This window comes from Rhizobium sp. SRDI943, assembly GCF_057653695.1.
In genome coordinates this window covers 1,435,848-1,460,189 of record NZ_CM172787.1, presented here as the reverse complement: position 1 = coordinate 1,460,189, position 24,342 = coordinate 1,435,848, and the positions used below count along the sequence as shown (strand labels likewise).

Here is a 24,342-nt window from a genome sequence, read left to right as displayed (position 1 = left end):
TCTGTTTCCGCCGGAGCGGAGGATTTAAGCGGCGACGGCCTGCTCTTCAGCAGCGACGCGGGCCTTGTCTGCAGCGCCCTTGGCATAGGCGTCGCGATCCACGAATTCGATCACGGCCATCGCGGCATTGTCGCCCTGGCGGAAGCCGGCCTTCATGATGCGCAGGTAGCCGCCGTTGCGGGTGGCGTAACGCGTTGCGATCGTGTCGAACAGCTTCGCGACGACAGCGGCATCGCGGATCTGCGAGATCGCCTGACGGCGAGCGTGCAGGTCGCCGCGCTTGCCGAGCGTGACGAGCTTCTCGACGATCGGACGGATTTCCTTGGCCTTCGGCAGGGTCGTGACGATCTGCTCGTGGGTAATCAGCGAAGCCGCCATGTTGGCGAACATCGCCTTGCGGTGGCTTGCAGTTCTATTCAGCTTGCGGCCGGCTTTACCATGGCGCATTGCTATTCTCCTTTAATGCAGGTGCCCTTACGCTAAGTGGGCCTGCCGTTTCCTGGCACATGCAGGCGATCGGCCTGCTGTTTGACGGGGAAAGGCAGCCGAAAGAGCCTGCCTTTTGTTTTTTCAGTATTGATCTTCGTAACGCTTGGCGAGATCTTCGATGTTCTCGGGCGGCCATGCCGGCACTTCCATGCCGAGGTGCAGGCCCATGGAAGCGAGAACTTCCTTGATTTCGTTCAGCGACTTGCGACCAAAATTCGGTGTGCGGAGCATTTCTGCTTCGGTCTTCTGAATGAGGTCGCCGATGTAGACGATGTTGTCGTTCTTCAGGCAGTTTGCCGAACGGACCGACAGCTCGAGTTCGTCCACCTTCTTCAGGAGAGCCGGGTTGAAAGCGAGTTCGGTGACTGCTTCCTCTTCGGTTTCCTTCTGCGGCTCGTCGAAGTTGACGAAGACGCCAAGCTGATCCTGGAGGATGCGCGCCGCAAAAGCGACGGCGTCTTCGCCGGTGATCGAGCCATCGGTTTCGATGGTCATGTTCAGCTTGTCGTAATCGAGAACCTGTCCTTCGCGGGTATTTTCAACCTTGTAGGACACCTTCTTGACCGGCGAGTAGAGGCTGTCGACCGGGATGAGACCGATCGGAGCATCTTCCGCACGATTGCGTTCGGCCGGAACATAGCCCTTGCCGTTGTTGACGGTGAATTCCATGCGGATCTCGGCACCCTCGTCGAGCGTGCAGATGACATGCTCGGGGTTGAGGATTTCGATATCGCCGACCGTCTGAATGTCGCCAGCCGTGACAACGCCAGGGCCCTGCTTACGCACGACCATGCGCTTTGCATCGTCGCCATCCATCTTGATGGCGATTTCCTTGATGTTGAGCACGATGTCCGTGACGTCTTCGCGGACGCCCGGAATCGAGGAGAATTCATGCAGCACGCCATCGATCTGCACCGCCGTGACGGCAGCACCGCGCAGCGAGGAAAGCAGAACGCGGCGAAGCGCGTTGCCGAGGGTGAGGCCGAAGCCGCGCTCCAGCGGTTCGGCAACAAGCGTCGCCCTGGTGCGCGAGCTCGAGGAGAACTCCACCTTGTTCGGCTTGATCAGTTCCTGCCAGTTCTTCTGAATCATGAGTTTGCCTTCCGTTCGTTGCCACCATCCAATCGTGGCAACCGAGCTTGAAAACCACCGGGAGCGCGCAGGCGCTCACCGGTGACGAGAGCGATGATCAGACGCGGCGCTTCTTGCGCGGACGGCAGCCATTGTGCGGGATCGGGGTCACGTCGCGGATGGACGTGATCATGAAACCTGCAGCCTGGAGCGCGCGCAGAGCCGATTCACGACCCGAACCCGGACCGCAGACTTCGACTTCCAGCGACTTCATACCGTGCTCCTGGGCCTTCTTGGCGCAGTCTTCGGCAGCGATCTGGGCAGCGAACGGGGTCGACTTGCGCGAGCCCTTGAAGCCCTTGGCGCCAGCCGACGACCAGGCGATCGCATTGCCCTGCGCATCGGTGATGGTGATCATCGTGTTGTTGAAGGTCGAGTTGACGTGAGCGACACCCGACGAGATATTCTTGCGCTCGCGACGGCGAACGCGGACGGCTTCCTTAGCCATGGTATTCCTTTCGTTGATCTCTTCACCGCCGTAATGCCAGCGGCTACACCGGAACGGCGCCTATATGGTCCCGCTCCAAACTCAAAAGAGGCCGGCGCAGACCGCCAGCCTCCCCACCCCGGTTTCCCGGAAATTACTTCTTCTTGCCAGCGATTGCCTTTGCCGGACCCTTGCGGGTGCGGGCATTGGTATGCGTGCGCTGACCGCGGACCGGAAGGCCGCGGCGATGACGCAGGCCGCGGTAGCAGCCGAGGTCCATCAAGCGCTTGATGTTCATCGCGGTATCGCGACGAAGATCGCCTTCGACCTGATAGTCGCGGTCGATAGCTTCACGGATCTGAAGGACTTCTGCGTCCGTCAGCTGATGCACACGGCGTTCAGCCGGGATACCGACCTTCTCGACGATTTCCTGTGCGAATTTCGAACCGATCCCGTGAATGTAGGTCAGCGCGATGACAACGCGCTTCGCAGTCGGGATGTTGACGCCAGCGATACGTGCCACGCCTATTCTCCTTGCATTCCAGTTGCCATCCGGCAAGTGGGCTTCGTTATGCGGTCTTGAGAACCGCCCGTTCAGATTTACGTCCGTAACATGTCAAAACGACCGCACCCGGACTTCCCTGGGAAATCCGCGCCGATCGCATGGAATGTCGCGAGTTGGCGCGGTGTTTAGCGGAATCACTGCTGAAAAGCAACCGTTCCGCCAAGTTTATTTTCAAAGCCTTAAAGCTTGGAAAGAATGCTTTCGACCTCGGCGGTCACCTGATCGATTTCTGCCATGCCGTCCACGGACTTGAGTTTGTCCTTGGCATGGTAATAGCCGATCAGCGGCGAGGTTTCCTTGTAGTAGACCTCGAGACGCTTGATCATGGTCTCGGCGTTGTCATCAGGACGGCGTTTGAAGTGAGTCGAACCGCACTTGTCGCAAACACCTTCCTTGGCCGGGAGCTTGTCAGTGTCATGATAGACAGTGCCGCACTGAACGCAGGTATATCGACCATCCACCCGACGGATGAGTTCCTTGTCGTCGACGCGAAACTCGATAACCACTGAGAGGTCAAGACCCTTGGACTTTAGCATCCCCTCGGTGGCATCGGCCTGCACGAGTGTGCGAGGAAAACCATCGAGAATGAAGCCGTTGGCGCAATCGGGCTGATCGATTCGCTCAGAGACGATGGCGATGACGATCTCATCAGAGACGAGTTTGCCGGCGTCCATGACCGCCTTGGCGCGTTTCCCCACCTCTGTGCCAGCTTCGGTAGCAGCACGCAGCATGTCTCCAGTGGAAAGCTGCGGAATGCCGTGCTTTTCCACGATCCGCTGGGCCTGGGTTCCCTTACCCGCGCCCGGCGGCCCCAAAAGGATAAGTCTCATCGCCCCCTCTTTCCTCCACGCAACTTCGATTTCTTGATCAGGCCTTCGTATTGCTGCGCGATCAGGTGACCCTGGATCTGTGCAACCGTATCAAGAGTTACGCTAACCACGATCAAAAGCGAAGTCCCACCAAGGGCTAATGGAATGCCGGTTTGCGACACCAGAATCTCTGGGAGGATGCAGACGAAGACGAGATAGAGCGCACCGATCACCGTGATTCGGGTCAGCACGTAGTCGATATATTCGGCGGTGCGCTCGCCCGGACGGATGCCGGGAATGAAGCCGCCATGCTTCTTCAGATTGTCGGCCGTGTCCTTCGGATTAAAGACGATGGCCGTATAGAAGAAGGCGAAGAAGGCGATCAGCGCGCCGTACAGCGCCATATAGAGCGGTTGACCGTGGCCGAGGGCCGCGACGATCGATGTCACCCAGGAGGGCATTGCCGAGGTGTTGGCGAAACCGGCGACCGTTGCCGGCAGCAGCAGCAGCGACGACGCGAAGATTGCCGGAATGACGCCTGACGTGTTCAACTTCAGCGGCAGATGCGAGGTATCGCCCTGGAACATCCGATTGCCAACCTGACGCTTCGGATACTGGATCAGCAGCCGGCGCTGGGCGCGCTCGACGAAGACGATGATGCCGATGACGGCGATCGCGACGATGATGACGAGCAGAATGAGGAAGGTCGACAGCGCCCCGGTGCGGCCGAGTTCAAGCGTGCCGGCAAGAGCTGTCGGAAGGCCGGCGGCGATGCCGGCGAAAATGATCAGCGAGATGCCGTTGCCGATGCCGCGCGAGGTGATCTGCTCACCGAGCCACATCAGGAACATCGTGCCGCCGAGCAGCGTCAGAACGGTGGAGACGCGGAAGAACCAGCCGGCCTCGACGACGAGGCCTTGGCCGCTTTCAAGGCCGGCGGCAATGCCATAGGCCTGGAGCGCACCGAGGATAACGGTACCATAGCGGGTATACTGGTTGATGATCTTACGGCCCTGCTCGCCTTCCTTCTTCAGGTTTTCGAGCGCCGGCACGACCGAGGTCATGAGCTGCACAATGATCGAAGCGGAGATATAGGGCATGATGCCGAGCGCAAAGATCGCCATGCGCTGAACAGCGCCGCCCGAGAACATGTTGAAAAGGCCGAGAATGCCGCCTGACTGGCCGCGGAAAGCCTGGGCATAGGCTTCAGGATTGAGGCCTGGAAGCGGAATATGCGTGCCGAGTCGATAGACGAGGAGAGCTGCCAGTGTGAACCACAAGCGCTTCTTCAAATCCTCGGCTTTGGCGAAGGTCGAAAAATTGAGGTTGGATGCCAATTGTTCCGCTGCAGAAGCCATGCGTTTCTCCGCGCTACCAATTCCGGCGTCTCTGGGGGACAGACCGGACCCGGAATCAGTATGAAATTATTCAAAACCGGGCTCAGGACGGATTGCGGCGCAACCCCTTGCCTCACCCTTGTTTTCGAGTCTTACCGGCATGACGCGGGCGCGCCAGCCAAGTTTTTGTGAGGCCCACATATGGGAGCAAAATCGCCCGGTGTGAAGCACTCCGGGCGATATATCATCAGATTATTTATTCGGCTGCAGCGGGAGCCGAAAGCAGCGTCACGGTGCCGCCGGCCTTTTCGATCTTCTCGACGGCAGGCTTGGAGGCGCCTGCAACGACGATGGTGATCTTGGCCTTGATCTCGCCGTCGGCGAGAACGCGAACGCCGTCCTTGACGCGGCGGATGACACCAGCAGCCTTGAGGGCAGCTGCGTCAACGGTCGTCTTGGCATCGAGCTTGCCGGCGTCGATCGCCGTCTGGATACGGGCCAGCGACACGACAACAAAATCGGAAGCGAAAATGTTGTTGAAGCCACGCTTCGGCAGGCGACGATAGATCGGCATCTGGCCGCCTTCAAAGCCGTTGATGGCGACGCCTGAACGGGACTTCTGACCCTTCACGCCGCGACCACCAGTCTTGCCCGAGCCCGAGCCGATACCGCGGCCGAGGCGCTTGCGGCTGTGGGTCGAGCCTTCGTTGTCCTTGATTTCATTGAGTTTCATGAGCGTTTCCTCCGTCTCACTTCTCGTCGACGACGCGAACGAGATGCTGGACAGCACGGATCATGCCACGAACGGAAGGAGTATCCTCCAGCGTGCGGCGACGGTGCATCTTGTTCAGTCCGAGACCGATCAGCGTGCGCTGCTGGACATCCGGACGGCGAATCGGGCTGCCGATCTGTTCGATCGTGACAGTCTTCGCTTCAGCCTTCTTAGTAGCCTTGGCCATCTGTCAAACTCCTCTTATTCTTCAGAGGCGTTGCCGGAGGCGCTACGACGAGCCTGCAGCGTTGCATACTTGATGCCGCGCTGAGCTGCGATGTCCTTCGGGTGAACCTGGTGCTTCAGAGCGTCGAAGGTGGCGCGAACCATGTTGTAGGGGTTCGACGAACCGGTCGACTTGGCGACGACGTCGTGCATGCCGAGTGTTTCGAATACGGCGCGCATCGGACCGCCCGCGATGATGCCGGTACCGACCTTGGCCGAGCGCAGCAGAACCTTGCCGGCGCCGTGGCGGCCGTGAACGTCGTGATGCAGCGTACGGCCGTCACGCAGCGGTACGAAGATCAGTTCGCGCTTAGCGGCTTCGGTTGCCTTGCGGATGGCTTCCGGTACTTCACGTGCCTTGCCATGGCCGAAGCCAACGCGGCCCTTCTGGTCGCCAACGACGACGAGTGCTGCAAAACCGAAACGACGGCCGCCCTTGACGACCTTGGCGACGCGGTTGATCGCGACAAGCTTGTCGACGAATTCGCTATCGCGCTCTTCACGGCTCTGGCGGTCGTCCCGCTGCGGCCTTCTTTCCTGTGCCATTGTCCTCTTCCTTTTTCTTTTCCGGGTGCAATCGGCAAACAAATGTGGACCGCATTAGCCTCCCCTTTCGGAGAGTGCCTGCGGTCCGGCGAAAATCCGGCCGGCGCTTGAGGCGTCCGGCCGGAAACTGATCAGAAGGTGAGACCGCCTTCGCGGGCCGCTTCGGCGAGAGCCTTGATGCGGCCGTGATAGATGAAGGCGCCACGGTCGAACACGACTTCCGTAACACCGGCCTTGGAGGCCCGCTCGGCGAGGAGCTTGCCCACAACGGTAGCGGCGGCGGTATCGGCACCGGTCTTCAGAGAACCGCGCAGATCCTTCTCGAGGGTGGAGGCAGACGCAAGCGTCTTGCCGGCCACGTCATCGATGACCTGGGCGTAGATGTTCTTCGAGGAGCGATGAACCGACAGGCGCGGACGGCCATTGGCCACCGACTTGAGATGACGGCGCACGCGGTTGGCACGACGTGCAAGTGCTTCTTTCCTGCTAGCCATTTCGCGTGATCCTTACTTCTTCTTGCCTTCTTTGCGGACGATCCGCTCGTCAGCGTACTTGACGCCCTTGCCCTTGTAGGGCTCGGGACCGCGATATTCGCGGATTTCGGCGGCAACCTGACCGACCTGCTGCTTGTTGATGCCGCTGACGACGATTTCCGTCGGCTTCGGAACAACGATCGAGATACCGACCGGCGGCTCGTAGATCACGTCGTGGCTGAAACCGAGGGCCAGCTGCAGGTTCTTGCCCTGCATGGCGGCGCGGTAACCGACGCCGTTGATTTCAAGCTTGCGCTCGAAACCGTCCTTGACGCCCTTGAAGATGCCTTCGATCATCGTGCGGGACATGCCCCACTTTGACCGCGCATCCTTGGTCTGGTTCACCGGCGTCACGACGACGGCGTTATTTTCAAGCTTGAGGCTGATTTCGTCGTTAGCAACGAAAAACAGCTCGCCCTTCGGGCCCTTTGCAGTCACCTTCTGGCCATCGACCGTAGCCGTGATCCCAGCAGGCACCTGAACGGGCTTTTTACCGATACGAGACATGTTTCAATCCTGTCTGTTCGCTATGGAGATCCCTGCCCAATCTTAGAAGACCGAGCAAAGAACCTCGCCACCAACGTTCTGTTCGCGAGCCTGGTGATCGGCCATCACACCCTTCGGAGTCGAAAGGATGGTGATGCCGAGACCGTTCGCGACCTGCGGAATGGACTTGACCGAGACATAAACCCGGCGGCCCGGCTTGGACACACGGCCGATCTCACGGATCACCGATGCGCCTTCATAATATTTCAGCTCGATGCTGAGTTCCGACTTGCCATTGCCGAAATCGACAACGGAATAGCCACGGATGTAGCCTTCGGACTGCAGAACATCGAGAACACGTGCACGGAGCTTCGAAGCAGGCGTCGAAACCGACGACTTGCGGCGAGAAGCACCGTTACGGATGCGAGTGAGCATATCGCCCAACGGATCAGTCATTGTCATGTAACCTGCTCCTTACCAGCTCGACTTGACGATACCCGGCACCTTGCCGAGATTGCCGAGTTCACGCAGCGCAATACGCGACATGCGCAGTTTGCGGTAATATGCGCGCGGACGCCCCGAAACTTCGCAACGGTTGCGAATACGGGTCTTCGATCCATCACGCGGCAGGGATGCCAGCTTGATCGAGGCCTTGAACCGCTCTTCGATCGGAAGAGCCTGGTTCATGATGATCGCCTTCAACCCAGCCCGCTTAGCGGCCTGGTTAGCGACCGTAGTACGGCGGCGCTTGTTCTTTTCAACTGCGCTTGTCTTCGCCATGTCAGGTTCCTTTTCTACGCTCGTCGTTACGGTTATTGACGGAACGGGAAGCTGAACTCTTTCAGAAGAGCCCGTGCCTCGTCGTCGGTCGTCGCCGTCGTGCAAACGATGATGTCCATGCCCCACATCTGATCAACCTTGTCGTAGTTGATCTCAGGGAACACAATGTGCTCCTTGATGCCCATGGCGAAGTTGCCACGGCCGTCAAAGCTTTTCGGGTTCAGGCCGCGGAAGTCGCGAACGCGCGGGAGCGCGATGTTCACGAGACGGTCCATGAACTCGTACATGCGGGCGCCGCGCAGGGTGACCTTGGCGCCGATCGGCATCTGTTCGCGGACCTTGAAGCCTGCGATAGAGTTACGTGCGCGGGTGATGACCGGCTTCTGGCCGGCAATCGCTGCGAGGTCGGCGGCAGCCACCGTCGGCTTCTTCGAGTCAGCGGTCGCTTCGCCGACACCCATGTTGATCACGATCTTGTCGAGCTTCGGGATCATCATCTCATTGGCGTAGGAGAACTGCTCCTGCAACGCCTTGCGGATGCGCTCGACATATTCCTTCTTGAGCCGCGGCTCATATTTTGCCTCAGCCATCGATCACTTCTCCAGAACGCTTGGCCACACGGACCTTCTTGCCGTCAACAACCTTGAAACCGACGCGGGTCGGCTTGCCATCCTTGTCGATGATTGCAACGTTGGACAGGTGAACCGGGGCTTCCTTGTTGATGATGCCGGCTTCCTGGGTCTGCGTCTGGCGCTGGTGGCGCTTGACGACGTTGACGCCACGAACAACGGCACGATCTTCCTTCGGCATGACCTGGACAACTTCGCCGGTACGGCCCTTGTCCTTGCCAGCGAGCATGACGACCTTGTCGCCCTTACGAATCTTCTGCATCGCTTCGCTCCTTACAGTACTTCGGGAGCCAGCGAGATGATCTTCATGTGGTTCTTGGCGCGAAGTTCGCGCGGAACCGGTCCGAAGATACGGGTGCCGATCGGCTCTTTCTTGTTGTCGATGAGGACTGCTGCGTTGGTGTCGAAGCGGATGACGGAGCCATCTGCACGACGGATGTCCTTGGCGGTGCGAACGACAACCGCCTTCATCACGTCACCCTTCTTCACACGGCCGCGCGGGATCGCTTCCTTGATCGAAACGACGATGACGTCGCCGATCGAGGCATACTTGCGCTTCGAGCCGCCCAGCACCTTGATGCACATGACACGACGTGCGCCGGAATTATCCGCGACGTCGAGGTTTGTTTGCATCTGAATCATATCAGGTCGCCTTCTTGGTTTACCGGAATGGTTGGGCTAGCCCCCTACTCCGGCTTATGAAAATTTTCGCCGGCCGAGCTGCCGTGAGGCAGCACAGACGCGGCAATAGCTGAATAGCGCGGGGTCGATCGTGCCAGGGTGGTTTCCCGAACGGGACCTTCCGTGCGCTCAAAGCAAAAGAACGCCCGGCATTCGAGCGTTCTGACGCTGCTTCATACAGATATTTCGGCGAGACGCAAGGCCTCGCGCAAAATTCTGTTACTTGCCCTGGGCGGAAATCACCGTCCAGCGCTTGTCCTTGGAGATGGGCGCGCATTCCTCGATGGATACGGTATCGCCGATCTTGTACTGGTTGTTCTCGTCGTGGGCCTTGTACTTCTTGGAACGACGAACGGTCTTCTGGAGCAGTGGGTGAGCGAAACGACGCTCGACACGAACCACTACCGTCTTCTCGTTCTTGTCGCCAACGACGACGCCCTGCAGGATGCGCTTCGGCATATTTTTCTTCCTTTAGGCCTTAACTTCTGCCGCCTTCTGGCGGGCAATGGTTTTCACGCGGGCGATGTCCTTGCGAACTTCGTTGATGCGCGAGGACTTTTCGAGCTGGCCGGTCGCCTTCTGAAAGCGCAGGTTGAACTGCTCCTTCTTCAGCTTGGCAAGCTCGTCCTTGAGTTGGTCGGCGGTGAACGCGCGAACGTCTGAGGCTTTCATGAGCTCATTCCTTACTCTGCAATGCGCTGAACGAAGCGCGTCTTGACCGAGAGCTTGGCAGAGCCGAGGCGAAGCGCCTCACGGGCGATTTCTTCGCTGACACCGTCGATCTCGAACATCATACGGCCGGGCTTGACCTTGCATGCCCAGTATTCAACGGAGCCCTTACCCTTACCCATACGGACTTCGGTCGGCTTTTTGGTTACCGGAACGTCCGGGAACACGCGGATCCATACACGGCCGGCGCGCTTCATATAACGCGTGATCGCGCGGCGGGCCGCTTCGATCTCGCGCGCGTTGACGCGGTTGGGTTCCTGTGCCTTCAGGCCGAATTCGCCGAATGCCAGGTCAGAACCGCCCTTGGCGACGCCCTTGATGCGGCCCTTGAACTGCTTGCGGTACTTGGTACGCTTTGGCTGCAACATTTTCTTATTCTCCGAACTTCTCTGCCACGCGCGCTATCAAGCGTTGTCGCGGCGACGGTCTCTGTCGCGGTCACGATCACGGCTTGCCGGACCCTGGGCGTCACCTTCCATCGCGCGGCGCTCGGAAGCCATCGGATCATGCTCAAGGATTTCGCCCTTGAAGATCCAGACCTTGATGCCGCAGATGCCGAAAGCGGTTTCTGCTTCAGCCGTGCCGTAGTCGATGTCTGCGCGCAGCGTGTGCAGCGGCACACGACCTTCGCGGTACCATTCCGTACGGGCGATTTCAGCGCCGCCGAGACGGCCGGCGCAGGTGATCTTGATGCCCTCGGCGCCAAGACGCATCGCGGACTGAACGGCGCGCTTCATAGCGCGGCGGAAAGCCACGCGACGCTCGAGCTGCTGGGCGATCGACTGAGCGACCAGCGTCGCATCGACTTCGGGCTTGCGCACTTCGACGATGTTGAGGTGCGTTTCCGAATTCGTCATCTCCGACAGCTTCTTGCGGAGCTTGTCGATGTCTGCGCCCTTGCGGCCGATGATCAGGCCCGGACGTGCCGAGTGGATCGTGACGCGGCACTTCTTGTGCGGACGCTCGATAACCACCTTGGAGATCCCGGCCTGCTTCAGTTCGCTCATGACGAACTTGCGCATCTTCAGGTCTTCGTGCAGCAGTTGGCCGTACTCGGCATTGTCCGCAAACCAGCGGCTATCCCAGGTACGGTTGATGCCGAGGCGGAAACCGATTGGATTGATTTTCTGACCCATTATGCGGCCTCCTCTGCTGCCTGCACTTCACGAACCACGATCGTCAGGTGCGCGAAGGGCTTTTCAATGCGCGACGCGCGACCGCGGCCACGAGCGTGGAAACGCTTCATGACGATCGACTTGCCGACATAGGCCTCGGCGACAACCAGCGAGTCGACGTCGAGATCGTGGTTGTTCTCGGCGTTGGCAATCGCAGATTCAAGCGTCTTCTTGACGGCGCCTGCGATGCGCTTGCGGGAGAACTCCAGCTCCGCGAGTGCGCGCTCGACCTTCTTGCCGCGGATAGCCGCAGCAACCAGGTTGAGCTTCTGGGGGCTGACGCGGAGCGTGCGGGCGACTGCTTGCGCCTCGTTGTCCTTCAGCCGGCGTTCGGCTTTTGCCTTGCCCATTGTTACTTCCTCTTCGCCTTCTTGTCCGCGCCGTGACCGTAGTAGGTGCGGGTCGGAGAGAATTCACCGAATTTGTGACCGACCATGTCTTCATTGACGCTGACCGGGATATGCTTGCTGCCGTTGTAGACGCCGAAGGTGAGACCGACGAACTGCGGCAGGATCGTGGAGCGACGGCTCCAGATCTTGATCACTTCACTGCGACCGCCTTCACGAACCTTCTCAGCCTTCTTGAGAAGATAGCCGTCAACGAACGGACCTTTCCATACTGAACGAGCCATTGGAGACTTCCTCTCTTACTTCTTACGCTGATGACGCGAGCGCATGATCATCTTGTCGGTCGACTTGTTCGACCGGGTGCGCTTGCCCTTGGTCGGCTTGCCCCACGGTGTCACCGGATGGCGACCACCGGAGGTGCGGCCTTCGCCACCGCCGTGCGGATGGTCGACCGGGTTCATGACGACACCGCGGTTATGCGGGCGCTTGCCGCGCCAAACGGTACGACCGGCCTTGCCGTCGTTGATGTTGGCGTGATCAGGGTTGGAGACGGCGCCGATCGAAGCAAGGCAGGAGCCATGAACGAGACGCTGTTCACCGGAGTTCAGGCGAAGGATCGCCATGCCCTGGTCGCGGCCGACGAGCTGTGCGTAGCCACCGGCGGAGCGAGCGATCTGACCACCCTTACCCGGCTTCATTTCCACATTGTGGATGATGGAGCCGACCGGGATGAACTGCAGCGGCATGGTGTTGCCGGGCTTGACGTCGACAGCCTTCTCGGAAGCGATGACCTTGTCACCGGCAGCGAGGCGCTGAGGAGCGATGATATAAGCCTTCTCGCCGTCAGCATAGTTCACCAACGCGATGAAAGCCGTGCGGTTCGGATCGTATTCGATACGCTCGACCGTGCCTTCGACGTCGAACTTGCGACGCTTGAAGTCGATCAGACGATAGGTGCGCTTGTGACCCCCGCCGATGAAGCGGGCGGTGATGCGACCGAGGTTGTTACGACCGCCGCTCTTGGTCAGACCTTCCGTCAGCGCCTTGACCGGCTTGCCCTTGTAGAGGGCCGAGCGGTCGACGATGACCAGCTGGCGCTGGCTCGGGGTGATCGGATTGAAAGTTTTCAATGCCATTTTCTTATACCTCAGAGACCGGTGGAGACGTCGATCGTCTGGCCTTCAGCCAGTGTCACAACAGCCTTCTTCACGTCCTTCTGCTTGCCGACGAAACCGCGGAACCGCTTGGTCTTGCCCTTGCGCAGCAGAGTGTTGACAGCCGTGACCTTGACGCCGAACAGCGCCTCGACCGCAGCCTTGATTTCCGGCTTCGTCGCCTGCTTGGCGACATTGAATACAACCTGGTTGTTTTCGGATACCAGCGTGGACTTTTCGGTGATCGCCGGAGAGACGATCACATCGTAGTGGCGAAGATCGGTCACTTGAATCGCTCCTCTAGCGCTTCAACCGCAGCCTTGGAAAGCACGAGCTTGCCGCGGCGCACGATGTCGTAAACGTTGATGCCCTGGATCGGCAGAACATCGATGTTCGGGATGTTCTGAGCTGCAAGCTTGAAGTTGCCATCAAGCTCTGCGCCGCCGATGAAGAGGGCGTTGGTCAGGCCGAGCGTCTCGAAAACGGACGCGAGCGACTTGGTCTTGGCTTCAGCGGCAACCAGGTTGTCGATGACGATGACGTCATCGGCCTTGATCTTGGCCGAAAGGGCGTGGCGAAGGCCGAGTGCACGAACCTTCTTCGGAAGATCGTGCTCGTGGCTGCGGACAACCGGGCCGTGAGCCTTGCCGCCGCCGCGGAACTGCGGAGCGCGAGCCGAATGGTGGCGGGCGCGGCCCGTACCCTTCTGCTTGTACATCTTGGCGCCGGTGCGCGAAACTTCCGCGCGGCCCTTAGCCTTGTGCGTGCCCTGCTGCTTCTTGGCAAGCTGCCAGCGGATGACGCGGGCGAGAATGTCTTCGCGGGGCTCGAGGCCGAAAATCGCGTCCGAAAGGGAAACCTTCCCGGCGTCTTTTCCCTCGAGGGTCTTGACGTTGAATTCCATTGATCTGGCTCCCTTACTTCGCGGCCGACTTGACGGCGTCGCGCACGATGATCCAGGCACCCTTGGAACCAGGGACAGCACCCTTGATCAGGATCAGACCGCGATCTTCATCGGTCGAAACCACTTCCAGGTTCTGCGTCGTGACGCGCGTCTGGCCCATGTGACCAGCCATCTTCTTGTTCTTGAAAACCTTGCCCGGATCCTGGCGCGAGCCAGTCGAACCGTGCGAGCGGTGCGAAACCGACACACCGTGCGTGGCGCGCAAACCGCCGAAGCCGTGACGCTTCATGGCGCCGGCAAAACCCTTGCCGATCGTCGTACCCGTCACGTCGACCAGCTGGCCAGCTGCGAAGTGGCCCGCCTTGATCTCCGTGCCGATCTCCAGCAGGTTGTCTTCCGAAACGCGGAATTCAGTGACCTTGGCCTTCGGCTCGACGTTGGCAATGGCAAAGTTGCCGCGCATCGCCTTCGACGTGTTCTTTACCTTCGCCTGGCCGGCACCGAGCTGAACTGCGGTATAGCCATTCTTTTCGACAGTGCGCGTGGCAACGACCTGGACGGCCTCCATACGCAGTACCGTTACCGGGACATGCTCGCCGGCGTCGTTATAGACGCGGGTCATTCCCACCTTCTGTGCAATCACACCTGAACGCATCGGTTCAATCCTTCTCACTCAGCCCGAAGACCCGAGGTCTCAGAGCTTGATCTCAACATCGACACCGGCGGCGAGATCGAGCTTCATCAGCGCGTCTACCGTCTGCGGGGTCGGGTCAACGATATCGAGAAGGCGCTTATGCGTGCGCATCTCGAACTGTTCGCGGCTCTTCTTGTCGATGTGCGGGGACCGGTTGACCGTAAACTTCTCGATGCGGGTCGGAAGCGGAACGGGGCCCCGGACGCTTGCACCGGTGCGCTTAGCCGTCGATACGATCTCACGCGTGGAGGCGTCGAGAATCCGGTGATCGAACGCCTTCAGGCGGATGCGGATATTCTGGCCGTTCATTCGACTTTATCCTTGTGTCTGTTATCCGCGTGTCACCACTTAGGGACACGGCTTACCTTCAGTTACGTTAGCGGGCCACCGGTTTCAAAGATCGAGAGGGACACCGAGATCGGCGTCCCTATCCTTTCCTTGGGCCAGGTGGCCCAGCCGCGAATTACTCGACGATCGACGCGACGATACCGGCGCCGACGGTGCGGCCGCCTTCGCGGATCGCGAAGCGCAGCTTTTCTTCCATCGCGATCGGAACGATCAGCTCGACCGATACCGTGACGTTGTCGCCCGGCATGACCATTTCCGTGCCTTCCGGCAGCGTCACAATGCCCGTCACGTCGGTCGTGCGGAAGTAGAACTGCGGACGGTAGTTGGTGAAGAACGGCGTATGACGGCCACCCTCTTCCTTCGTCAGGATGTAGGCTTCAGCCATGAACTTCTTGTGCGGCTTGACCGAACCCGGCTTGCACAGAATCTGGCCACGCTCAACGCCATCACGGGTAACGCCGCGGATCAGCGCGCCGATGTTGTCGCCGGCCTGGCCCTGATCGAGCAGCTTGCGGAACATTTCAACGCCGGTCACCGTCGTCTTCGTCGTCGGACGGATGCCGACGATCTCGACTTCTTCGCCAACCTTGACGATACCACGCTCGACGCGGCCGGTCACAACCGTACCGCGGCCAGAGATCGAGAACACGTCTTCGATCGGCAGCAGGAACGGCAGGTTGATCGGACGCTCAGGCGTCGGGATGTAGGCGTCGACAGCAGCCATCAGTTCGCGGATCGAATCCTCGCCGATCTTCTTGTCCGAATCTTCAAGAGCAGCAAGCGCCGAACCCTTGACGATCGGGATATCGTCGCCCGGGAAGTCGTAGGACGACAGCAGTTCGCGAACTTCGAGCTCGACCAGTTCGAGAAGCTCGGCGTCGTCAACCTGGTCGACCTTGTTCAGGAACACCACGATCGCCGGAACGCCAACCTGGCGAGCCAGCAGGATGTGTTCGCGCGTCTGCGGCATCGGGCCGTCAGCGGCCGAGCACACCAGGATCGCGCCGTCCATCTGGGCAGCACCGGTGATCATGTTCTTGACGTAGTCGGCGTGGCCGGGGCAGTCGACGTGGGCGTAGTGGCGGGCCGGCGTCTCGTATTCAACGTGCGCCGTCGAAATCGTGATGCCACGCGCCTTTTCTTCCGGAGCCGCGTCGATCTGGTCGTACGCCTTGTACTCACCGAAGTACTTCGTGATCGCTGCCGTCAGAGACGTCTTACCGTGGTCAACGTGGCCAATCGTGCCAATGTTGACGTGCGGCTTGTTGCGCTCAAACTTACTCTTTCCCATTTTCGGGTCTCCGTTTTGCTAGTCCCCGAAGGGATCTAATTCTTGTTATCGGTCAATTGGTATTCCGGTCACTTCTGACCGGAATACTTTGCCTGGATTTCAGTTGCGACGTTCGACGGAACCGGCGAATAGTGATCGAAGGTCATCGTGTACTGGGCGCGGCCCTGGGACATGGAGCGCAGGTTGTCGACGTACTTGAACATGTTCGCGAGCGGGACGTTCGCGTTGATGACGACGGCGATACCACGGCTTTCCTGGCCCTGGATCTGACCGCGACGGGAGTTCAGGTCGCCGATAACGTCGCCGACGTAATCTTCCGGGGTGACGACTTCGACCTTCATCATCGGCTCGAGCAGCTGAGCGCCGGCCTTCCTGGCTGCTTCACGGAAGCAGGCACGCGATGCGATTTCGAAGGCGAGAACCGAGGAGTCGACGTCGTGGAAGGCGCCGTCGATGAGGGTCGCCTTGACGCCGAGCATCGGGAAGCCCGCGAGCGGACCCGAAGACAGAACGCTTTCGATGCCCTTCTGGACGCCGGGGATGTATTCCTTCGGAACGGAACCGCCGACGATCTTCGATTCGAACTTGAATTCGTCGCCATCCGGGTTCGGTTCGAAGACGATCTTGACGCGCGCGAACTGGCCGGTACCGCCGGACTGCTTCTTGTGCGTGTAGTCTTCTTCGTGCGTCCGGGTGATGGTTTCGCGGTAGGCAACCTGCGGCGCGCCGACGGTTGCTTCGACCTTGAACTCACGACGCATGCGGTCGACGATGATGTCGAGATGCAGTTCGCCCATGCCGGCGATGATGGTCTGGCCTGATTCCTGGTCGGTCTTGACGCGGAAGGACGGATCTTCAGCAGCCAGGCGGTTGAGCGCGAGGCCCATCTTTTCCTGGTCGCCCTTGGTCTTCGGCTCGATGGCGATCTGGATGACCGGCTCCGGGAATTCCATGCGCTCGAGGATAACCGGCTTCAGCGGATCGCAGAGCGTGTCGCCCGTCGTGGTTTCCTTGAGGCCAGCGAGAGCCACGATGTCGCCTGCGAAGGCTTCTTCGATGTCTTCACGCGAGTTGGAGTGCATCTGCAGCATACGCCCGACGCGCTCGCGCTTGTCCTTGACCGTGTTGATGACCGAAGTGCCCTTCTCGAGCTTGCCCGAGTAGATGCGGGCGAAGGTCAGCGAACCGACGAAGGGGTCGTTCATGATCTTGAAGGCGAGCATGGAAAGCGGCTCGCTGTCATCGGCATGACGCTCGATTTCGGCTTCCGTCTTGAAGTCGATGCCCTTGATCGCCGGGATGTCCATCGGCGACGGCAGGTAGTCGACGACGGCGTCGAGCAGCGGCTGCACGCCCTTGTTCTTGAAGGCAGTGCCGCAGAACATCGGGTGAAACTTGACGTCAATCGTGCCGCGGCGAACCAGCGCACGGATCTGATCGTTGTCGGGCAGAATACCTTCGAGGTAAGCTTCGGTGGCGGCTTCGTCGATGTCGACGACCGTCTCGATCAGCTTTTCGCGATATTCTTCAGCCTTGGCCTTCATGTCCTCGGGGATCTCGACGACATCCCACTGGGCGCCGAGCGACTCGTCGCGCCAGATGAGTGCGTTCATCTCGACCAGGTCGATGACGCCCTTGAATTCGGTTTCTGCACCGATCGGGAGCTGCATGACGACAGCCGTTGCACCGAGACGGGTCTTGATCATCTCGACGGAACGGTAGAAGTCCGCACCGGTCTTGTCCATCTTGTTGCAGAAAATCATCCGCGGGACATTGTACTTCTCGGCCTGACGCCAGACGGTTTCCGTCTGCGGCTCAACACCGGCGTTGGCGTCGAGCAGCGCGATGGCGCCGTCGAGAACGCGCAGCGAACGCTCGACTTCAATGGTGAAGTCGACGTGGCCGGGAGTGTCGATGATGTTGAAGCGGCGCGTTTTGCCGTCACGACCCTTCCAGTAGGTCGTGGTGGCAGCAGAGGTGATCGTGATGCCACGCTCCTGCTCCTGCTCCATCCAGTCCATGGTGGCTGCGCCGTCGTGAACTTCGCCGATCTTATGCGACTTGCCGGTGTAATAAAGAATACGCTCGGTGGTCGTGGTCTTGCCGGCGTCGATATGCGCCATGATACCGAAATTACGGTAGTCTTCGATCTTATATTCGCGAGCCATTGTGGACTGCCTTTCGATACCGTTCGGAATTACCAGCGATAGTGCGAGAACGCGCGGTTGGCGTCAGCCATCTTGTGCGTGTCTTCGCGCTTCTTGACGGCGGAGCCGCGGTTGTTGGACGCATCGAGCAGTTCGCCGGAAAGGCGGTCAACCATAGTCGTTTCATTGCGCTTGCGGGCAGCAGCGATCAGCCAGCGAATAGCAAGAGCCTGGCGGCGCTCCGGACGAACATCGACGGGGACCTGATAGGTCGCACCACCGACACGACGCGAGCGAACTTCAACGTGCGGGGCAATGTTCTCCAGCGCAGAATGGAAAACCGTGAGCGGCTCCTGCTTGGCCTTGCCCTGGACAACGTCGAACGCACCGTAGACGATGTTTTCAGCAACGGACTTCTTGCCGTCGAGCATGATGGCATTCATGAACTTGGTGACGACGAGATCGCCGAACTTCGGGTCCGGATTGATCTCGCGCTTTTCTGCTTTATGACGTCTGGACATATTTTGTCTCTTCAACCGTTAAGGCGCTTCATGACGCGGAGGACCTCGCGCAGCGCCGGATTATTCAAAACCGAATTACTTCGGACGCTTCGCGCCGTACTTGGAGCGGCGCTGCTTGCGGTTCTTGACACCCTGGGTATCGAGAACGCCGCGGATGATGTGATAACGGACACCCGGAAGGTCCTTGACGCGGCCGCCACGGATCATGACGACGGAGTGTTCCTGAAGGTTATGACCTTCGCCGGGGATGTAACCAATGACTTCGAAGCCGTTGGTCAGGCGGATCTTTGCGACCTTACGCAGAGCCGAGTTTGGCTTCTTCGGCGTCGTCGTGTAGACGCGCGTGCAAACGCCGCGCTTCTGCGGGTTCTCCTGGAGTGCGGGAACCTTGTTACGCTTTACGTTCGCCTGGCGAGGCTTGCGGATCAGCTGGTTTACGGTAGGCATTCAACCATCCCTTACGTTTTATCTCAGTACCCTTGCGGGCTTGAACTCGCGCCGTCTCCGGCAGTGACGCGCGCTTTCCGTCAATGCGCAAAATATGGCCCGATCCGCTTCCGCAGATGGACCACAAGGAGCAGAGGACGCATAGAATATGCGTCATGCGTGCAGCATCATGACTTCAACGTGCGTTTAGAACCTTGTTTGAGGTGAACTTCAGGGCGAGTCGCCCCGAACAGCCAAGCCTCACATGGGATCTGATGGCCGGGGTACTACTGGTTTCCACCCGTCTCGTCAAGGCCGGTTAAGAAATAAACTCGCCGTATCGCCTTGATATGCCGGCCGAACGCCCTGTTTCATCCTTCTAGACGAATTCACGGCTGTGCCCCAAGATAAAAACTTGGGCATTGCAGCAAAAGCAGTTAAGGAATCAGCAAATGCGGCGTTCGGCCCTCCCAGCAGGATTCGAGCGACCGAATCGTCAAAGAGCCGAAGGACAGGCGATGATCACGACACCTGATAACGACAATAATTTCGACGGGCCGATGATCTTCATCATCATCGGCAAGGGCTACGAGTCCGACGCCAGCGAAGGCATCGACCTGCACATCATGCTGAAGGCGCCTGACGACGACACTGCCGTACGTGAGGCCTTGAACGCCCTTGCCGAGGAAGGCTTCATCGAGGCAGATCTCGACCAGATCGGCATGCTGACCGAGGTCCCGGCCGAAGAGCCGCACGCCTCTGCCTACCAAGGCGCTGTCGAAGGCGAAGTCGCGATCATCCGGTTCAACTAAAGGGCGCCGCTGCTGACGCTGCCAAGGCAGCATAAGCGGAAGCAGCCTCCCTCCTCGCCAAATAATAAGAGCAGATAAAACAAAACCGCCCGGATCGCTCCGGGCGGTTTTTCAATTTCATAGACTTCAGCTGCGGGTTATTCCGCAGCCGGAGCCTTTTCGGCCATGTCCTGCAGCATCGGCGTGGCAACGGCAGCACCCGTACCCTTGCGGCGCTCTTCGAGGATCATCTCGTCGCGCGACGTGGCGATGCGGCGGATCTGGGTCATGGTGCCGCCAGTGCCGGCCGGGATAAGGCGGCCGACGATGACGTTTTCCTTCAGACCCTGCAGACCGTCGGTCTTGCCGGCGATCGCAGCTTCCGTCAGCACCTTGGTCGTTTCCTGGAAGGACGCGGCCGAGATGAAGGACGGGGTCTGCAGCGATGCCTTGGTGATGCCGAGAAGAACCGGATCGCCATAGGCTGGCTTCTTGCCCTGCTCGATCAGGTGATCGTTGACGTCTTCGAGCTCTATCCGGTCGACATTGTCGCCGACGATATAGGTCGAGTCGCCTGCATCGGTGATTTCCACCTTCTGCAGCATCTGACGGACAATCACCTCGATGTGCTTGTCGTTGATGACGACGCCCTGCAGGCGGTAGACTTCCTGGATCTCGTTGACGAGGTAGGAGGCCAGAGCCTCCACGCCCTTGATCGCCAGGATGTCGTGCGGAGCCGGGTTACCGTCGAGGATGTAGTCACCCTTTTCGATATAGTCGCCTTCCTGAAGGTGGAAGGGCTTGCCCTTCGGAATCAGGTATTCGACAGGCTCGACACCGTCTTCCGCCGGCTCGATGATGACGCGACGCTTGTTCTTGTAGTCGCGGCCGAGGCGGATCGTACCATCGATCTCTGCGATGATGGCGTGGTCCTTCGGACGGCGGGCTTCGAACAGCTCGGCAACACGCGGCAGACCGCCGGTGATGTCCTTGGTCTTGGCGCTTTCGAGCGGCGAACGGGCGAGAACGTCACCCTGGGAGACCTTCGTGCCCGGCTCGACCGACAGGATCGCATCGACCGAGAGGAAGAAGCGGGCGTCACCACCACGGGAGAGCTTCGCGATATTGCCGCTAGCATCCTTGATGACGATCGCCGGCTTGAGGTCCGAGCCGCGCGGGGTCGAACGCCAGTCGATAACCTGACGCTTGGTGATGCCAGTCGATTCGTCGGTCGCTTCCAGAACGGAGAGACCGTCGACCAGATCTTCAAACTGAACGGTACCAGCCACTTCCGTCATCATCGGACGGGTGTAGGGGTCCCACTCTGCCAGACGCTGGCCGCGCTTGACCTTGTCGCCTTCGTCGACATGCAGCTTCGAACCGTAGGCCACACGCTGCGACGACCGCTCGACACCACGTTCGTCCAAGATCTGGACGGTCATGTTGCGGCCCATGGCAACGAGGTTGCCATCGGAGTTGCGCAGGATGTTGCGGTTCTTGATCTGCACCGTACCTTCGTACGAGGCTTCGAGGAACGACTGGTCGACCACGGTTGCCGTACCGCCAAGGTGGAAGGTACGCATGGTGAGCTGGGTGCCCGGCTCGCCGATCGACTGAGCAGCGATAACGCCGACGGCTTCGCCCATATTGACCGGCGTACCGCGCGCAAGGTCGCGGCCGTAGCAGACCGAGCAGACGCCCGTCTGGATTTCGCAGGTCAGTGCCGAGCGGATGCGGATCGACTGGATGCCGGCCTTCTCGATTTCGACGACGTCGGGCTCGAGGATCATCCTGCCGGCATCGACGATGCGCTCACCCGTGACCGGATGATCGATGTCGTCGAGCGCCGTGCGGCCGAGGATACGGACGCCGATCGAGGCTACCACCTGACCGGCATCGACGATGGCGGTCATGGTGAGGCCCGTCTGCGTTCCGCAATCGACATGCGTGACGATGCAATCCTGCGCGACGTCGACGAGACGGCGGGTCAGGTAGCCGGAGTTGGCGGTCTTCAGGGCGGTGTCTGCCAGACCCTTACGGGCGCCGTGCGTCGAGTTGAAGTACTCGTTGACGGTCAGGCCTTCCTTGAAGTTCGAGATGATCGGGGTCTCGATGATTTCGCCCGACGGCTTGGCCATGAGGCCACGCATGCCGCCCAGCTGGCGCATCTGGTTCGGAGAACCGCGGGCACCGGAGTGGCTCATCATGTAGATCGAGTTCATCGGCTTCTGGCGACCGGTCTTCTCATCGAATTCGACCGCCTTGATGCGGGCCATCATCTCTTCGGCGACCTTTTCGGTCGCCTTACCCCAGGCGTCGACAACCTTGTTGTACTTCTCGCCCTGGGTGATGAGGCCGTCATTGTACTGCTGCTCGTATTCCTTCACCAGGTTTTCGGTGTCGGCAACGATCTTGGCCTTGGCATCCGGAATGACCATGTCGTCCTTGCCGAACGAAATGCCGGCGCGGCAGGCGTGGGCGAAGCCGAGCTGCATGATGCGGTCGCAGAAAATGACCGTGTCCTTCTGGCCGCAATGGCGATAGACCGTGTCGATCATCTTCGAGATGTTCTTCTTGGTCATTTCCTGGTTGCAGATATCGAAGGGCACCTTGCCGTTCTTCGGCAGCAGTTCGCCGATGAGCAGACGGCCAGGCGTCGTCTCATAGATCTTCGAGTAAGGCTTGCCATCCTCGTCGACCGACTTGAAGCGGCCGCGGATCTTGGTGTGCAGCGTCACGACCTTGCTTTCGAGGGCGTGATGCAGCTCGCCGAGATCGGAGAAGGCCATGCCTTCGCCCGGCTCGTTCTGGTTGAGGATCGACAGATAGTAGAGGCCGAGAACCATGTCCTGCGAGGGAACGATGATCGGCGCGCCGTTGGCCGGGTGCAGGATGTTGTTGGTCGACATCATCAACACGCGGGCTTCGAGCTGAGCTTCGAGCGACAGCGGCACGTGAACGGCCATCTGGTCGCCGTCGAAGTCGGCGTTGAAGGCCGTGCAGACGAGCGGATGCAGCTGGATCGCCTTGCCTTCGACCAGGATAGGTTCGAAGGCCTGGATGCCCAGGCGGTGCAGCGTCGGTGCGCGGTTCAAGAGAACCGGATGCTCGCGGATGACCTCGTCGAGGATATCCCAGACTTCCGGCTTTTCCTTTTCGACCAGCTTCTTGGCCTGCTTGACGGTCGAGGAGTAACCCTTGGCGTCGAGGCGGGCATAGATGAACGGCTTGAAGAGCTCGAGCGCCATCTTCTTCGGCAGGCCGCACTGGTGCAGCTTCAGTTCCGGACCGGTGACGATGACCGAACGGCCGGAATAGTCGACGCGCTTGCCGAGCAGGTTCTGGCGGAAGCGGCCCTGCTTGCCCTTCAGCATGTCGGAGAGCGACTTCAGCGGACGCTTGTTAGCACCGGTGATGACACGGCCGCGACGGCCGTTGTCGAACAGCGCGTCAACGGATTCCTGCAGCATGCGCTTTTCGTTGCGGATGATGATGCCAGGCGCACGAAGCTCGATCAGGCGCTTCAGACGGTTGTTACGGTTGATGACGCGGCGGTAGAGATCGTTCAGATCCGACGTCGCGAAACGGCCGCCGTCGAGCGGAACCAGCGGACGCAGGTCCGGCGGGATGACCGGAACGACCTTCATGATCATCCATTCCGGACGGTTGCCCGACTCCATGAAGTTCTCGACGATCTTCAGGCGCTTCATCAGCTTCTTCTGCTTGAGATCCGACGTGGTGTCGGCAAGCTCGGCACGCAGGTCGCCAGCGATCTTTTCGAGGTTCATCGAGGCCAGCATCTCGTAGATCGCCTCGGCGCCGATCATCGCGGTGAACTGGTCTTCGCCGTATTCGTCGACAGCGAGCATGTACTCTTCTTCCGAGAGGAGCTGGTGCTCCTTCAGGGCGGTCAGGCCCGGCTCGGTGACGATGTAGTTTTCAAAGTAGAGGACGCGCTCGACATCCTTCAGCGTCATGTCGAGCAGCGTCGAAATGCGTGATGGCAGCGACTTCAGGAACCAGATGTGGGCAACGGGAGCGGCGAGCTCGATATGGCCCATGCGCTCACGGCGAACGCGCGACAGCGTGACTTCGACGCCGCACTTTTCGCAGATGATGCCCTTGTACTTCATGCGCTTGTACTTGCCGCACAGGCATTCGTAGTCCTTGATCGGCCCGAAGATGCGCGCGCAGAACAGACCGTCACGTTCCGGCTTGAACGTACGGTAGTTGATGGTTTCCGGCTTCTTGATCTCACCGTAAGACCAGGAGAGGATCTTCTCCGGAGACGCGATCGAAATCCGAATAGAATCGAAATTCTGTGCAGGCACCTGCGGATTGAAAAGATTCATGACCTCTTGGTTCATGCCTGTCTCCTTCATGGGCTAAAGCGCCCTCAAAATGC

At 59.7% G+C, this 24,342-nt stretch carries 33 protein-coding genes; 1 reads left to right on the top strand and 32 read right to left on the bottom strand.

Features of this window, described 5'->3' with window-relative positions; translation table 11 throughout:
• Positions 1 to 24: 24 nt before the first annotated feature.
• The 31 genes from rplQ to rpsL all read right to left on the bottom strand — a co-directional run bounded on the left by rplQ (position 25) and on the right by rpsL (position 19,167).
• Positions 25 to 447, bottom strand: a complete 423-nt coding sequence (gene rplQ, locus AC245Y_RS07390; RefSeq protein ID WP_003547581.1) for a 50S ribosomal protein L17 — start codon at positions 445 to 447, stop codon at positions 25 to 27.
• 123 nt (positions 448 to 570) lie between these two features.
• Positions 571 to 1,581, bottom strand: coding sequence for a DNA-directed RNA polymerase subunit alpha (locus AC245Y_RS07385; RefSeq protein WP_003547579.1), 1,011 nt, complete (start codon positions 1,579 to 1,581; stop codon positions 571 to 573).
• Positions 1,582 to 1,678: 97 nt separating this feature from the next.
• On the bottom strand, positions 1,679 to 2,068 hold the full coding sequence (gene rpsK, locus AC245Y_RS07380; RefSeq protein WP_003547577.1) for a 30S ribosomal protein S11: 390 nt from the start codon (positions 2,066 to 2,068) through the stop codon (positions 1,679 to 1,681).
• Positions 2,069 to 2,201: 133 nt separating this feature from the next.
• The gene (gene rpsM, locus AC245Y_RS07375; RefSeq protein ID WP_003547573.1) at positions 2,202 to 2,570 is read right to left on the bottom strand and encodes a 30S ribosomal protein S13; all 369 of its coding nucleotides are present in this window, start codon (positions 2,568 to 2,570) and stop codon (positions 2,202 to 2,204) included.
• Positions 2,571 to 2,791: 221 nt separating this feature from the next.
• On the bottom strand, positions 2,792 to 3,442 hold the full coding sequence (locus AC245Y_RS07370; protein ID WP_012757023.1) for an adenylate kinase: 651 nt from the start codon (positions 3,440 to 3,442) through the stop codon (positions 2,792 to 2,794).
• Positions 3,439 to 4,779: a preprotein translocase subunit SecY gene (secY, locus tag AC245Y_RS07365; RefSeq protein WP_012757022.1), complete on the bottom strand. Its 1,341-nt coding sequence runs from the start codon at positions 4,777 to 4,779 to the stop codon at positions 3,439 to 3,441. Before secY ends, AC245Y_RS07370 begins: the two co-directional genes overlap by 4 nt.
• A 235-nt stretch (positions 4,780 to 5,014) precedes the next feature.
• Entirely contained in the window at positions 5,015 to 5,491 is a 477-nt protein-coding gene (gene rplO, locus AC245Y_RS07360) for a 50S ribosomal protein L15 (protein ID WP_003547567.1), read from the bottom strand.
• Between the two features lie 16 nt (positions 5,492 to 5,507).
• Positions 5,508 to 5,717: a 50S ribosomal protein L30 gene (rpmD, locus tag AC245Y_RS07355; protein ID WP_003547566.1), complete on the bottom strand. Its 210-nt coding sequence runs from the start codon at positions 5,715 to 5,717 to the stop codon at positions 5,508 to 5,510.
• Positions 5,718 to 5,731: 14 nt separating this feature from the next.
• Positions 5,732 to 6,301 carry a 30S ribosomal protein S5 gene (gene rpsE / locus AC245Y_RS07350; RefSeq protein WP_003547565.1) on the bottom strand — a complete coding sequence of 190 codons (570 nt, stop codon included), beginning with the start codon at positions 6,299 to 6,301 and terminating at the stop codon, positions 5,732 to 5,734.
• Positions 6,302 to 6,432: 131 nt separating this feature from the next.
• The gene (gene rplR / locus AC245Y_RS07345) at positions 6,433 to 6,795 is read right to left on the bottom strand and encodes a 50S ribosomal protein L18 (RefSeq protein WP_003547564.1); all 363 of its coding nucleotides are present in this window, start codon (positions 6,793 to 6,795) and stop codon (positions 6,433 to 6,435) included.
• A 12-nt stretch (positions 6,796 to 6,807) separates the two neighbouring features.
• The gene (gene rplF, locus AC245Y_RS07340) at positions 6,808 to 7,341 is read right to left on the bottom strand and encodes a 50S ribosomal protein L6 (protein ID WP_003547563.1); all 534 of its coding nucleotides are present in this window, start codon (positions 7,339 to 7,341) and stop codon (positions 6,808 to 6,810) included.
• A gap of 42 nt (positions 7,342 to 7,383) precedes the next feature.
• Positions 7,384 to 7,782, bottom strand: a complete 399-nt coding sequence (gene rpsH / locus AC245Y_RS07335) for a 30S ribosomal protein S8 (RefSeq protein WP_003547562.1) — start codon at positions 7,780 to 7,782, stop codon at positions 7,384 to 7,386.
• A gap of 12 nt (positions 7,783 to 7,794) precedes the next feature.
• Entirely contained in the window at positions 7,795 to 8,100 is a 306-nt protein-coding gene (gene rpsN, locus AC245Y_RS07330) for a 30S ribosomal protein S14 (RefSeq protein ID WP_003547561.1), read from the bottom strand.
• A 32-nt stretch (positions 8,101 to 8,132) separates the two neighbouring features.
• Positions 8,133 to 8,690: a 50S ribosomal protein L5 gene (gene rplE, locus AC245Y_RS07325; protein WP_003547560.1), complete on the bottom strand. Its 558-nt coding sequence runs from the start codon at positions 8,688 to 8,690 to the stop codon at positions 8,133 to 8,135.
• Complete coding sequence (gene rplX / locus AC245Y_RS07320; RefSeq protein WP_003547559.1) at positions 8,683 to 8,991, bottom strand: 50S ribosomal protein L24; 309 nt, start codon at positions 8,989 to 8,991, stop codon at positions 8,683 to 8,685. The genes rplE and rplX overlap by 8 nt, the downstream gene beginning before the upstream one ends.
• Before the next feature lie 11 nt (positions 8,992 to 9,002).
• Positions 9,003 to 9,371: a 50S ribosomal protein L14 gene (rplN, locus tag AC245Y_RS07315; RefSeq protein ID WP_003547558.1), complete on the bottom strand. Its 369-nt coding sequence runs from the start codon at positions 9,369 to 9,371 to the stop codon at positions 9,003 to 9,005.
• Positions 9,372 to 9,629: 258 nt separating this feature from the next.
• Positions 9,630 to 9,869: a 30S ribosomal protein S17 gene (gene rpsQ / locus AC245Y_RS07310; RefSeq protein ID WP_003547557.1), complete on the bottom strand. Its 240-nt coding sequence runs from the start codon at positions 9,867 to 9,869 to the stop codon at positions 9,630 to 9,632.
• Between the two features lie 12 nt (positions 9,870 to 9,881).
• On the bottom strand, positions 9,882 to 10,082 hold the full coding sequence (gene rpmC / locus AC245Y_RS07305) for a 50S ribosomal protein L29 (protein ID WP_003558545.1): 201 nt from the start codon (positions 10,080 to 10,082) through the stop codon (positions 9,882 to 9,884).
• Between the two features lie 11 nt (positions 10,083 to 10,093).
• Positions 10,094 to 10,507 carry a 50S ribosomal protein L16 gene (gene rplP, locus AC245Y_RS07300; protein WP_003547555.1) on the bottom strand — a complete coding sequence of 138 codons (414 nt, stop codon included), beginning with the start codon at positions 10,505 to 10,507 and terminating at the stop codon, positions 10,094 to 10,096.
• Positions 10,508 to 10,543: 36 nt separating this feature from the next.
• Positions 10,544 to 11,275, bottom strand: coding sequence for a 30S ribosomal protein S3 (gene rpsC, locus AC245Y_RS07295; RefSeq protein WP_003547554.1), 732 nt, complete (start codon positions 11,273 to 11,275; stop codon positions 10,544 to 10,546).
• Positions 11,275 to 11,664 (bottom strand): 50S ribosomal protein L22, encoded by a 390-nt coding sequence (gene rplV / locus AC245Y_RS07290; RefSeq protein ID WP_003547553.1) that lies wholly within the window; start codon positions 11,662 to 11,664, stop codon positions 11,275 to 11,277. The genes rpsC and rplV overlap by 1 nt, the downstream gene beginning before the upstream one ends.
• A gap of 2 nt (positions 11,665 to 11,666) precedes the next feature.
• Positions 11,667 to 11,945, bottom strand: coding sequence for a 30S ribosomal protein S19 (gene rpsS, locus AC245Y_RS07285; RefSeq protein WP_003547552.1), 279 nt, complete (start codon positions 11,943 to 11,945; stop codon positions 11,667 to 11,669).
• Positions 11,946 to 11,960: 15 nt separating this feature from the next.
• A complete protein-coding gene (gene rplB / locus AC245Y_RS07280) occupies positions 11,961 to 12,797 on the bottom strand; it encodes a 50S ribosomal protein L2 (RefSeq protein ID WP_012757021.1) in 837 nt (278 codons plus the stop codon).
• Between the two features lie 11 nt (positions 12,798 to 12,808).
• Entirely contained in the window at positions 12,809 to 13,102 is a 294-nt protein-coding gene (locus AC245Y_RS07275) for a 50S ribosomal protein L23 (RefSeq protein WP_003547550.1), read from the bottom strand.
• A complete protein-coding gene (rplD, locus tag AC245Y_RS07270) occupies positions 13,099 to 13,719 on the bottom strand; it encodes a 50S ribosomal protein L4 (protein ID WP_003547549.1) in 621 nt (206 codons plus the stop codon). The genes AC245Y_RS07275 and rplD overlap by 4 nt, the downstream gene beginning before the upstream one ends.
• Positions 13,720 to 13,732: 13 nt before the next feature.
• Complete coding sequence (rplC, locus tag AC245Y_RS07265; protein ID WP_003558542.1) at positions 13,733 to 14,374, bottom strand: 50S ribosomal protein L3; 642 nt, start codon at positions 14,372 to 14,374, stop codon at positions 13,733 to 13,735.
• 39 nt (positions 14,375 to 14,413) lie between these two features.
• Positions 14,414 to 14,722, bottom strand: a complete 309-nt coding sequence (gene rpsJ / locus AC245Y_RS07260) for a 30S ribosomal protein S10 (RefSeq protein WP_003547547.1) — start codon at positions 14,720 to 14,722, stop codon at positions 14,414 to 14,416.
• 154 nt (positions 14,723 to 14,876) lie between these two features.
• On the bottom strand, positions 14,877 to 16,052 hold the full coding sequence (gene tuf / locus AC245Y_RS07255; protein ID WP_012757012.1) for an elongation factor Tu: 1,176 nt from the start codon (positions 16,050 to 16,052) through the stop codon (positions 14,877 to 14,879).
• Positions 16,053 to 16,120: 68 nt separating this feature from the next.
• Positions 16,121 to 18,220 carry an elongation factor G gene (gene fusA, locus AC245Y_RS07250; protein ID WP_017993648.1) on the bottom strand — a complete coding sequence of 700 codons (2,100 nt, stop codon included), beginning with the start codon at positions 18,218 to 18,220 and terminating at the stop codon, positions 16,121 to 16,123.
• A gap of 29 nt (positions 18,221 to 18,249) precedes the next feature.
• Positions 18,250 to 18,720 carry a 30S ribosomal protein S7 gene (rpsG, locus tag AC245Y_RS07245; RefSeq protein ID WP_011651422.1) on the bottom strand — a complete coding sequence of 157 codons (471 nt, stop codon included), beginning with the start codon at positions 18,718 to 18,720 and terminating at the stop codon, positions 18,250 to 18,252.
• Between the two features lie 75 nt (positions 18,721 to 18,795).
• Positions 18,796 to 19,167, bottom strand: coding sequence for a 30S ribosomal protein S12 (rpsL, locus tag AC245Y_RS07240; protein ID WP_003547537.1), 372 nt, complete (start codon positions 19,165 to 19,167; stop codon positions 18,796 to 18,798).
• Between the two features lie 497 nt (positions 19,168 to 19,664).
• Between rpsL and AC245Y_RS07235 the strand changes: the two genes are divergently transcribed.
• On the top strand, positions 19,665 to 19,958 hold the full coding sequence (locus tag AC245Y_RS07235; RefSeq protein ID WP_003547528.1) for a hypothetical protein: 294 nt from the start codon (positions 19,665 to 19,667) through the stop codon (positions 19,956 to 19,958).
• Between the two features lie 137 nt (positions 19,959 to 20,095).
• Here AC245Y_RS07235 and rpoC read toward each other — a convergent pair whose 3' ends face one another.
• Positions 20,096 to 24,304, bottom strand: a complete 4,209-nt coding sequence (rpoC, locus tag AC245Y_RS07230) for a DNA-directed RNA polymerase subunit beta' (RefSeq protein ID WP_003558528.1) — start codon at positions 24,302 to 24,304, stop codon at positions 20,096 to 20,098.
• Positions 24,305 to 24,342 lie beyond the last annotated feature (38 nt).

Bases quoted from the DNA above. Each gene is read 5' to 3' on its own strand.
- rplO (WP_003547567.1), bottom strand. From the start codon at position 5,491: ATGAAACTCAATGAAATCAAGGACAACGAAGGCTCGACCCACAGCCGC.
- rpsQ (WP_003547557.1), bottom strand. From the start codon at position 9,869: ATGCCGAAGCGCATCCTGCAGGGCGTCGTCGTTGGCGACAAGAACGAG.
- secY (WP_012757022.1), bottom strand. From the start codon at position 4,779: ATGGCTTCTGCAGCGGAACAATTGGCATCCAACCTCAATTTTTCGACC.
- AC245Y_RS07235 (WP_003547528.1), top strand. From the start codon at position 19,665: ATGATCACGACACCTGATAACGACAATAATTTCGACGGGCCGATGATC.
- rpsL (WP_003547537.1), bottom strand. From the start codon at position 19,167: ATGCCTACCGTAAACCAGCTGATCCGCAAGCCTCGCCAGGCGAACGTA.
- rplX (WP_003547559.1), bottom strand. From the start codon at position 8,991: ATGCAGAAGATTCGTAAGGGCGACAAGGTCGTCATGCTCGCTGGCAAG.
- rpmD (WP_003547566.1), bottom strand. From the start codon at position 5,717: ATGGCCAAGGCTACTAAGAAGGCTGAAGCGAAGACTGTCACGATCGAA.
- rpsS (WP_003547552.1), bottom strand. From the start codon at position 11,945: ATGGCTCGTTCAGTATGGAAAGGTCCGTTCGTTGACGGCTATCTTCTC.
- rpsN (WP_003547561.1), bottom strand. From the start codon at position 8,100: ATGGCGAAGACAAGCGCAGTTGAAAAGAACAAGCGCCGCCGTACTACG.
- rplE (WP_003547560.1), bottom strand. From the start codon at position 8,690: ATGGCTGAGGCAAAATATGAGCCGCGGCTCAAGAAGGAATATGTCGAG.
- rpsH (WP_003547562.1), bottom strand. From the start codon at position 7,782: ATGACAATGACTGATCCGTTGGGCGATATGCTCACTCGCATCCGTAAC.
- rpsG (WP_011651422.1), bottom strand. From the start codon at position 18,720: ATGTCCAGACGTCATAAAGCAGAAAAGCGCGAGATCAATCCGGACCCG.
- AC245Y_RS07385 (WP_003547579.1), bottom strand. From the start codon at position 1,581: ATGATTCAGAAGAACTGGCAGGAACTGATCAAGCCGAACAAGGTGGAG.
- rplV (WP_003547553.1), bottom strand. From the start codon at position 11,664: ATGGGCAAGGCAAAAGCCGAACGCCGGCTGAAGGACAACGAGGCGCAA.
- rplQ (WP_003547581.1), bottom strand. From the start codon at position 447: ATGCGCCATGGTAAAGCCGGCCGCAAGCTGAATAGAACTGCAAGCCAC.
- rplR (WP_003547564.1), bottom strand. From the start codon at position 6,795: ATGGCTAGCAGGAAAGAAGCACTTGCACGTCGTGCCAACCGCGTGCGC.
- rplP (WP_003547555.1), bottom strand. From the start codon at position 10,507: ATGTTGCAGCCAAAGCGTACCAAGTACCGCAAGCAGTTCAAGGGCCGC.
- rpoC (WP_003558528.1), bottom strand. From the start codon at position 24,304: ATGAACCAAGAGGTCATGAATCTTTTCAATCCGCAGGTGCCTGCACAG.
- rpsC (WP_003547554.1), bottom strand. From the start codon at position 11,275: ATGGGTCAGAAAATCAATCCAATCGGTTTCCGCCTCGGCATCAACCGT.
- rpsK (WP_003547577.1), bottom strand. From the start codon at position 2,068: ATGGCTAAGGAAGCCGTCCGCGTTCGCCGTCGCGAGCGCAAGAATATC.
- rplC (WP_003558542.1), bottom strand. From the start codon at position 14,374: ATGCGTTCAGGTGTGATTGCACAGAAGGTGGGAATGACCCGCGTCTAT.
- AC245Y_RS07370 (WP_012757023.1), bottom strand. From the start codon at position 3,442: ATGAGACTTATCCTTTTGGGGCCGCCGGGCGCGGGTAAGGGAACCCAG.
- rplB (WP_012757021.1), bottom strand. From the start codon at position 12,797: ATGGCATTGAAAACTTTCAATCCGATCACCCCGAGCCAGCGCCAGCTG.
- tuf (WP_012757012.1), bottom strand. From the start codon at position 16,052: ATGGGAAAGAGTAAGTTTGAGCGCAACAAGCCGCACGTCAACATTGGC.
- rpsJ (WP_003547547.1), bottom strand. From the start codon at position 14,722: ATGAACGGCCAGAATATCCGCATCCGCCTGAAGGCGTTCGATCACCGG.
- rpsE (WP_003547565.1), bottom strand. From the start codon at position 6,301: ATGGCACAGGAAAGAAGGCCGCAGCGGGACGACCGCCAGAGCCGTGAA.
- rplN (WP_003547558.1), bottom strand. From the start codon at position 9,371: ATGATTCAGATGCAAACAAACCTCGACGTCGCGGATAATTCCGGCGCA.
- rplF (WP_003547563.1), bottom strand. From the start codon at position 7,341: ATGTCTCGTATCGGTAAAAAGCCCGTTCAGGTGCCTGCTGGGATCACG.
- rplD (WP_003547549.1), bottom strand. From the start codon at position 13,719: ATGGAATTCAACGTCAAGACCCTCGAGGGAAAAGACGCCGGGAAGGTT.
- rpmC (WP_003558545.1), bottom strand. From the start codon at position 10,082: ATGAAAGCCTCAGACGTTCGCGCGTTCACCGCCGACCAACTCAAGGAC.
- fusA (WP_017993648.1), bottom strand. From the start codon at position 18,220: ATGGCTCGCGAATATAAGATCGAAGACTACCGTAATTTCGGTATCATG.